The organism is Candidatus Phytoplasma sp. AldY-WA1 (assembly GCF_020312115.2).
GTDB classification, from domain to species: domain Bacteria; phylum Bacillota_I; class Bacilli_A; order Acholeplasmatales; family Acholeplasmataceae; genus Phytoplasma; species Phytoplasma vitis.
This window is the reverse complement of record NZ_JAHRHX020000047.1, coordinates 1-4540: the sequence shown is the minus strand read 5'-3', so window position 1 is coordinate 4540 and position 4540 is coordinate 1. Positions and strand designations below refer to the sequence as shown.

The following is a 4540-nucleotide window of genomic DNA, read 5'->3' as shown; positions in this document are numbered from 1 at the left end:
ATCGTATGATAACTTACGAAAAAGAACACGAAGCTTCTACCGGTAATATAGTTAAATGGGTTTTTAAAGCATTTGATAAATACGGATTTAATTCCTGCTAAATAAGCGATGAAATCAATAGGAAAAGCTATATAAATTTACTACAAAATTCGCACAAGGTTAATACTAAACCGCTTTGGTTCTTCATGAAGGTCATCGTTTATGTAATATTGTAGTGTTATAAAAAAATGTAAATGTTTTTTTAACACTGCATATTTTTAAAAACTCTTTTTACTAAAAAAAAGACTAGTTTTTTTTAACTAGTCTTTTCGGTATTAAAAATGAATTTATTTACACTTTTTTAGAATAATGCGGACGTTTATTTTATTTTTTATTTGTTTTTTTGTATTTTTCATATTATTTTTTCGTTCCATCGTCATTATTATTTTATAATTTTTTTAACAGTTTTGCCGTCGTCTTGGTAGAGTGTTATTTTAATTTTTTGGCCGTTTTCGTTGTATTCGTGAATTTGTGTGATAGTTTTGCCGTCATCTCGATAGAATTTTTCTGTAATTAATTTTTCGTTTTCGTTATATTCGTGAATTTGTGTGATAGTTTTGCCGTCTTTTTCGTAAAATGTTGTTTTAACTAATTTTTCGTTTTCGTTATATTCGTGAATTAAAAAAATAGTTTTATCGTTGTCGTGGTATTGGTAGAATGTTTTTTTAACTAATTTTTCGTTTTCGTTATATTCTTCAATGTACCAAACAGTTTTGCCGTCGGGACGGTAAAATTTTTTTTGTTTTTGTTCTTTTTTTTCAATTGAATTTTGATTTAAAACTTTTGGTTCTATGATCGATGTTTTTGGCGTAACTGAGTTTTTGGATACATCTTCGTCATCTTTGGATTCTTCTGCATTATATTCAGATTTTTTTAAATCTTTTTTAATATAATTATAAATAAAATATGTTGTAATTATTAAAATTAGTACCAAAATTAAAAATTGTTTTAATTTCATTTTTTTATATTTTTCCTTTAATCAAGGATTTGTATTTATCGCTTTTATTACAAAATGGTCGTACTTTTATAAATTTTTGTAAATAAATTCATTTTAATACCTAAAAGACTAGTTAAAACAAACTAGTCTTTTTTATAGAAAAGAGATTTTAAAAATAAAAATATGCAGAGTTAAAAACATTTACATTTTTTATAACAGTACGAAAAAACATTAAAAAATTTTGATTATTAATTAATTAATAATTAAAATTATAAAACAAAAAAAAAAAACAATTTTTACATTCAGTTTTTTGTTTATAAAAGGTATCGAATTAATTTTGATAATGATAAAATAATTTTTTTATGAAAAATAATTATCTTTAATTATAATAATAAAAATTTTATAATTAGACAAAAACTATAGAAAATTAAATGATAAATTTAAAAAATTTATAATAAAAATTATTATAATTAAAGATAAAAGACCTATGAATAATTTAAATATTGATTTTTTAAATTTTGTAAACAAATTTATAAAAAATAATAATTTTTTCTGATTTTTTTAAAAACAATAACTTATGTAAAATCATTTTATAAGATTCCAGAAATGATTTTTTATAAATAATTAACTTTACTTATAATAATTTTTATTATTATAAGTAAAAATAAGATCTTAAATAAGTTAAATATCGATATTAATTTCTTTATATATTACAAAAAGATAATTTATCTTTTTTGGTTCGATTTTGATTAATAAACATCGAAAAAAATAAAATTTTTTATTTTATAAAAAAATTAAAATAAAAAATTAATAATAAAGAGATTATTTTTTTATAATACTAAATTATTACGAAACTTTAATTAAAATTTTTTTATTATTTTCTAAATTTACAGATATTATATATATTTTATTGTCATTAAAAAAATATATTCAAAATTGGTTTACATAATATACATTATAGGAAGCAATTAATTAATAAAAAAGACCTAAAAATAATATTTTTTTCAATGTTTATCGAAAAAAAAATAATAAAAATAAAAAATTTTTATTAAATTAATTTATATTAATCAAAATCGAACAAAAAACGATAAATTATCTTTGTATATTATCTTTGTATATTATCTTTGTATATTATCTTTGTATATTATCTTTGTATATTATCTTTGTATATTATCTTTGTATAATTAAAAGTTAATTATTTATAAAAATCATTTCTGGAATCTTATAAAATGATTTTACATAAGTTATTGTTTTTTTAAAAATCAGAAAAAATTATTATTTTTTTATAAATTTGTTAGTATTACAAAATTTAAAAAATCAATATTTAAATTATTCATAGGTCTTTTATCTTTACTTATAATAATTTTTTATTATTATAAGTAAAGATAATTATTTATAAAAAAATTATTTTATCATTATCAAAATTAATTCGATACCTTATAAACAAAAAAACTGAATGTAAAAATTGTTTTTTTTTTTTTTGTTTTATAATTTTAATTATGCGGATATTTAATAAATCATTTAAACAATTTAAAAGTTTAATCATTAAATTTATAAAAAAATTAATTATCAAATTTATGATTTGTGATTTCATTAATTATATCTCCTTTCTGAATGTTTTTTTAATACCTTCAAAAAGGAAATAAAATACACCTTTTTTACGAAGGTGGTAAAACAACACCTATAAAAGGTGTCTCAAATATATTATATAAAAAAATAATTTTCATTAAAAAAACAAACAACAAACGCCAAATATCAAAACCAAAAGGAAAACATTAAACCGCGCACAACTAAAAGGTGTCTCAAATATATTATATAAAAAAATAATTTTCATTAAAAAAACAAACAACAAACGCCAAATATCAAAACCAAAAGGAAAACATTAAACCGCGCACAACAATTAAAAAACGTTAAGGCTTAAAAAAACCATCTAAATAAAAAAAAGATTTTCAAAATTAAAAATCTTTTTTTATTTATAAGCACAACAATCAACAAACGTTAAGGTCTTAAAAAACCAAACCCCTAATCATAAAAAAATTCCAAGAAAGGAGGTCATTACATGACAAAACGTTATTTAAAATTTTTTTATTATTATTTATTAACGATTTTTTTATTTTGCACTTGTTGTTATATTCACGCTAAATTAACAAATTACTTTTATCAAAAAACGACTCATACCATTAAATTATATTCAACACAAGAACTAAAAGACAAATGGCTTACCACACAATCAGAATTAGATATACAAAACATCAACGTTGAGTCATGTAACGATATTCCGGAAATCATGAAATTATTAGGCATTAATGACGTTTCAATTTTGTCAAATGATCCAAGTTACAATTCCAGTGACGATAATCGTATAATTTATAATTTAAAAAAACCACAAGATGGTTTATTAGACGTTTATTTTAAACCTCGAACTAATCCATTTAAAATAACATATCCTTATGATGAACACAAAAAATACACTCTTGATGAATTATTAACCCACAAAATCGCCATCGAAAAAGCTTACGTCTTTTGGGACATTAGCAAAGTCCAAATTGATCCTAATATCGATATTAATATAATTAATTTAAAATATGATGTTGATACTACCAAAGAAGCAGCACTTACAAAATATTTAACTGAAATCATTAAAGTTAATGATGGATATGCCATATTAGGTTGTTACAATGCAGTCCCTGATGGTCCAATCATTTTTCCATTTAATTCAGATAGAAATTTATATTACAACAAAAACAAAATTGAAGCTGTGTATTTTGATGACGGAGTACGTATTTTTACTAACTGTGATGAAGCTAATAATTTAATCAAACTCGCCAACGGCGCAAAAAATATTTATTTATTTAAATTTGAATGTAATCGATTTAAAATATTTTATTATTCTGACAACAAAACTATTTTATGCACTCAAAAATTCAACGAAAACAAAAAATTAGTTAAAGAAACATTCTACAAACCCGACGGTGAAACTATCATACAAATTAACGAATACAACGAAAACGGCCAAAAAACTAAAGTAAAATTCTACCAAGATGACGGCAAAACTATTTGGGCAATTGAAGAATACAACGAAAACGGCCAAAAAACTAAAGTAAAATTCTACCAAGATGACGACAAAACTATCACACAAATTGACGAATACAACGAAAACGAAAAATTAATTACAGCAAAATTCTACCAAAACGACGGCGAAACTATCACACAAATTAACGAATACAACGAAAACGGCCAAAAAACTAAAGTAAAATTATACCAAGACGACGGTAAAAATGTTAAAGAAATCATAGAATATAACGACGACGGAACGGAAAAAAAATAATATGAAAAATACAAAAAAACAAATAAAAAATAAAATAAACGTCCGCACTTACATTTTTTTATAACACTGCGCTGTTCCACCAAATAAACCTCCTAAAGAGGATGTCGTAGTCATAGAACATAACGAAGACAAAATAAAAGAAAAAGAGAAACAAATTGATTCAACAAAAAAGTTGAATCAAAATTAACGAAAGGAGAACCAATTTATAAACAAAACCCAGAAAATCAAAATTTAAC

The 4540-nt window shown here is 21.7% G+C and carries 2 protein-coding genes; one reads left to right on the top strand and one right to left on the bottom strand.

All coding sequences use genetic code 11. The features are described 5' to 3' along the window. Positions 1-421: 421 nt before the first annotated feature. The gene (locus tag KTO59_RS03465) at positions 422-997 is read right to left on the bottom strand and encodes a DUF2963 domain-containing protein (protein WP_284928649.1); all 576 of its coding nucleotides are present in this window, start codon (positions 995-997) and stop codon (positions 422-424) included. Between the two features lie 2038 nt (positions 998-3035). On the opposite strand from KTO59_RS03465, the gene KTO59_RS03460 reads away from it, so the two are divergent. Next, positions 3036-4304: a DUF2963 domain-containing protein gene (locus KTO59_RS03460; RefSeq protein ID WP_284928648.1), complete on the top strand. Its 1269-nt coding sequence runs from the start codon at positions 3036-3038 to the stop codon at positions 4302-4304. Positions 4305-4540: the final 236 nt, after the last annotated feature.

Coding starts and splice junctions, on each gene's coding strand:
- KTO59_RS03465 (WP_284928649.1), bottom strand. CDS start 997: ATGAAATTAAAACAATTTTTAATTTTGGTACTAATTTTAATAATTACA.
- KTO59_RS03460 (WP_284928648.1), top strand. CDS start 3,036: ATGACAAAACGTTATTTAAAATTTTTTTATTATTATTTATTAACGATT.